This window comes from Streptomyces sp. NPDC054961 (genome assembly GCF_053609145.1).
Genome location: NZ_JBSGWY010000095.1, coordinates 1 through 3,783, shown reverse-complemented (window position 1 = coordinate 3,783; position 3,783 = coordinate 1). Strand labels below are relative to the sequence as shown.

Below are 3,783 nucleotides of genomic sequence, written 5' to 3'. Positions count from 1 at the left end.
AAGCTAAGCCTTTCAGCGCCGATGGTACTGCAGGGGGGACCCTGTGGGAGAGTAGGACGCCGCCGAACAATCATTGTGGGAAAGCCCCGCACCAGCCCTCACGGGTTCGGTGCGGGGCTTTTCTGCGTTCACAGCCCTTTGCCCGGCCGGATCGCGCGGGGCTGGGTATCCTGGCCGCGTTCCCAGGAGGACACGATGACTGCTCAGCAGCTGGAAGCCGGCGGCCCGCTCATCCCCCAGCCGGCGATGACGCGGGAAGCCCTGCGCGATGCGGTGCGACGGATCGACATGGCGAGCCTGGCGGCGCTCGACAAGGAATGCAACGAGGCGTTCGACCGCGCGGCCGAGACCGGCGCCATCAATCCCCTGCGGTTCTTCCTCATCAAGTGGGCCACCCACGTGGCCATCCACCGCTGGCCGGCGCGGGCGGCCGCCCTGCACGCAGCAGAACGCGTCGCCGGAGACCCCTCGGCCACGGAACAGCAGTTCCAGGCCGCGATGGAGACGAGCAGCCGCATCCTGGCCGAGGCCCAGCGGGAGATCGGCCTGTGAGTTCACGCGGCGAGGGCGCCGAGAACGACACCGGCTGGGCCTGGGAATGCGATCCGGGCCGCGTCTGGGTCCTGGGCGACATGCCCGCGGACCAACAGGCCCTCGTATCCGCCGTCATGGACGGTCTGGTGGACCTCGCTTCGATGGCCGTCGACCCCAAGGACGGCAGCCTCTACGAGGACGCCCACCCGATGCGGCTGCGTACGTACGAGGACGAACACCTGATGCTCTGGTACCAGACCATCCCCCACCGCAGCCGCGTCTACCTGAAACGCGTCAACCTCTAGTAGGGCTCGGTCAGGTTCAGCCGCTGATGGCCTGCCTGTACGACCCGCTCGCGCGGGCGGACCAGCGGCGCGGGCGGATCGGCGCCGCTGGGTCGGTCTACCTGCGCGGGCCGCTGGCGAACGCCTTCACCCCTGCAACAGCCGTGATCACATAGCCCGCCGGGCGAGCGTGCCCACCCTGGTCATCGATGCCCGCATGGTGAGCCACACAGCCTGACCGAACACATAGCGGTGACACCGCTGCCCTCCGACTCGCCCTGGGCCGGTGGCCAGTATCCCGAGCCGGCCGGCCCGGAGCTGAAGAGCCTGGTGGTCGAGGCCGGGAAGCAAGCGACCAGGCCGGTGGAGGAATGCTGCGAAGCCCTGGACCGGCTGTGGACCTTGGTAGAGGGCGCGGGCCATCCAGCCGGTGAGGTCGTGATCCCGACGTTCGCGGGGCGATGGCACTGAACTCGTGAGCGAGGTCGCGGGCGGTGGCACTGAACTCGTGAGCGAGGTCGCGGGCGGTGGCCAGGTCGGGACAGGCATCCAGGATTCGGTCGAGTTGTTCCCGCTGGTTGTCGGTCAGGCTGTCGGGGCGGCGCGTGATCCAGGTCGTGATACGGCGGGCGCTGGGTATCGGCCGCGCTGGTTCGGGGGGCGGCGGTGCCGGCGCGGAGCGTCGCGATGTACTCGGTCCGTTCAACTGCGCGGGCGAGCGAGTGCAGCACATGCCACCTGTCTGCGACCCGGATCGCGTCGGGTGCCGCGCGGGCGGCGGCCTGGCCGAAGGTGCTGCACCGATCCCGGCGGATGACCTCGATCTCGGGGTGGTCGGCGAGCCAGGACGCCGCGGTGTCCGCGGTGCGGTCGGGCAGGAGATCGATGGGCCGGCATTCAGCCGTCGTCCGGCGGGAGCACAGGCCGTGGTCACAGAAGAACCGGCGGACCCGCAGCCGCAGCAGCACCCGCCGACCGGCCAACGGACGGTCGGCCAGGCGCCGCGTGTACGTGCTGTGCACGCGAGAAGCGGTCACGCCGCACGCGGGGCACTACAGACCTAGACCATGGTGAGGAGGTGGTCCGTGGGGCCGTAGTCGATCTTCCAGTCGGCGTAGATCCCCACAGCGCCGTCCTTGTGGCACCGCAGCCCCACCGTCACCCAGCGGACCGAGCCGTCGCCGGCGAGCGAGAACGCGACTGCCGTCTCGAACTCCACGCTCCCGCACGGGCAGCCGGCCTCGCCAGGATCCGCGTCCTCCCAGAACTCCTCGCTGTCCGCGATGAACGCACGGCCGCCGCAGCCCACGCACACCCGCTCGGCCGCGCCCTCGACATCGTCGACGAGCACCAAGAACACGCGTCCGCCGCACCCGCCGCAGACGGAAGGAACGATCTGCACCGGGCGGCTGTCGTCCGCGTTCCGCAGGAGCGCCGCGAGGTCGGCAGAGACACCCTCGCCCATCTGGTCATCGGCATGCACCGGCACATCGTTCCAGACGGAGTCCTCTCTCCGGGTGGGTGGCAACGGCTGATCGGAGCTCGCGCGGGACGGTCCGCGCTCTTCTTCTCTCTTCTTCGCCGGACCGATGTCGCCGCGCGGGGTATCCACCACAATGCGCGGATGGAACCGGGAGCGGTGGAGGAGTCGGTCGGGCGGGTGGTGGCGGCAGCGCGCGTCGCGGCGGAGGCGGGTGACGGGGAGGAGTACGGGGCGCTGCTGAGGCGGGCGGGTGCCGACGGGGCGGGGGCGGTGCGGGCCGGCCGGGAACTGATCCGTTCCGGGGATGCGCTCGAGCGCGCCGTCGGATGCGACCTGCTGGGCGAGGCGAGCGATCAGCACGAGGCGCTCCGCGGCGCGACGGCTGCCGCCTTGGTCGCCCTGGCCGAGCGGGAGACCGAGGGGTGCGTGCTGAGGTCACTGGCGCGCGCGATCGGGGGGACGGGCGAGGCACGTGCCGTGCCCGTTCTGGTCGCTCTCGCCGGACATCCCGATGCCGGCGTCCGCCAGGAGGTGGCCTCCTCGTTCACCGGGGTCCTCACGGGCCGGGCGGACGGGGCGGACGTCCGTGCGCTCCTCACGCTGACCCGGGACGAGGATCCGGAGGTCCGGAACTGGGCGACGTTCACGCTGGGGTTCCAGGCCGAGGCCGACGGTCCCGAGATCCGTGCGGCTCTCTGGGAGCGGACGACCGACGACCACGCCGATGTGCGCGAGGAGGGCATCCGCGGGCTCGCCCGGCGCCATGACCCGCGGGCGGTGCCGCTGCTGGGGGCTCTCCTCGCGGATCCGGACGGCGCCCACGTCCACACGTTCGCGGCCGCCCGGATCACGGGGGCTCCCGAGCTGCTGCCCGCCCTCCTGGAGTACGAGCCCGACGCCCCGGGCGTGGCGGCCGCGGTGCGCGCGTGCGACCCCGTGCGGCGGCGACGGCTGGACACCGACGCGGGGGAGCTGCTGTCAGCGCTGAACCGGCTCTGCCCCGAACTGGACGCCGCGGTCTACCGGGAGGTCTTCGGCCCGGACCTGACCCTCGGCCTGCTCGGAGCCGGGGGAACCTCCAGCTACGAGGTGGAAGGGCTCCTCGCCCGGGCCGGCGGCGACCCTCTGCGTGCTGCGGAACTCGTGATCCGGGAGGGCCGTGGCCGGGTCCCGTAGCCCGGGAGCCCGGTGCTCCGCGCAGCAGGACGTCGTGGCGCGCCACGATTTTGACCGTGCAGGGGCCGTCATGTAGAGTCAAACGGTTGCCTGGAACTGGACAAGTTCGGCAGCCGGCCCCCAAAGAAGCAATTCGGAGTGGGCACCCTCGACTCTTCTTCCAGAATCTGAAGCCGGGAAATCCGGTGGAAAACTTCTGATAGAGTCGGTCTCGCCGGAAAGGGAAACGCGAAAGCGGGAACCTGGAAAGCGAAACCCGCTGACTGGGAATCGGACACGAAAGAGTCTGATAGAGTCGGAAACACA

At 70.8% G+C, this 3,783-nt stretch carries 5 protein-coding genes, 1 rRNA gene and 1 pseudogene; 5 read left to right on the top strand and 2 right to left on the bottom strand.

Annotated elements, in window-relative coordinates:
* From rrf to ACWF9Z_RS36510, 4 genes are all read left to right on the top strand, one after another.
* Positions 1-68 (top strand): 5S ribosomal RNA (gene rrf, locus ACWF9Z_RS36525); the annotation flags it as partial.
* Between the two features lie 127 nt (positions 69-195).
* Positions 196-552, top strand: coding sequence for a hypothetical protein (locus ACWF9Z_RS36520; RefSeq protein WP_453609910.1), 357 nt, complete (start codon positions 196-198; stop codon positions 550-552).
* Complete coding sequence (locus ACWF9Z_RS36515; protein WP_453609908.1) at positions 549-839, top strand: hypothetical protein; 291 nt, start codon at positions 549-551, stop codon at positions 837-839. Before ACWF9Z_RS36520 ends, ACWF9Z_RS36515 begins: the two co-directional genes overlap by 4 nt.
* Positions 840-1,070: 231 nt before the next feature.
* Positions 1,071-1,289: a hypothetical protein gene (locus tag ACWF9Z_RS36510; protein WP_453609906.1), complete on the top strand. Its 219-nt coding sequence runs from the start codon at positions 1,071-1,073 to the stop codon at positions 1,287-1,289.
* 236 nt (positions 1,290-1,525) lie between these two features.
* On the opposite strand, the pseudogene ACWF9Z_RS36505 reads toward ACWF9Z_RS36510, so the two are convergent.
* Together ACWF9Z_RS36505 and ACWF9Z_RS36500 are read right to left on the bottom strand one after the other, a co-directional pair.
* A pseudogene (locus ACWF9Z_RS36505) lies at positions 1,526-1,858 on the bottom strand (transposase family protein); the annotation flags it as partial.
* A gap of 20 nt (positions 1,859-1,878) precedes the next feature.
* Positions 1,879-2,301 (bottom strand): hypothetical protein, encoded by a 423-nt coding sequence (locus ACWF9Z_RS36500; RefSeq protein ID WP_453609905.1) that lies wholly within the window; start codon positions 2,299-2,301, stop codon positions 1,879-1,881.
* Positions 2,302-2,442: 141 nt separating this feature from the next.
* On the opposite strand from ACWF9Z_RS36500, the gene ACWF9Z_RS36495 reads away from it, so the two are divergent.
* Entirely contained in the window at positions 2,443-3,477 is a 1,035-nt protein-coding gene (locus tag ACWF9Z_RS36495) for a HEAT repeat domain-containing protein (RefSeq protein ID WP_453609903.1), read from the top strand.
* Positions 3,478-3,783: the final 306 nt, after the last annotated feature.

Excerpts from the sequence above, each read along its gene's own strand:
- ACWF9Z_RS36520 (WP_453609910.1), top strand. The coding sequence starts at position 196 with ATGACTGCTCAGCAGCTGGAAGCCGGCGGCCCGCTCATCCCCCAGCCG.
- ACWF9Z_RS36495 (WP_453609903.1), top strand. The coding sequence starts at position 2,443 with ATGGAACCGGGAGCGGTGGAGGAGTCGGTCGGGCGGGTGGTGGCGGCA.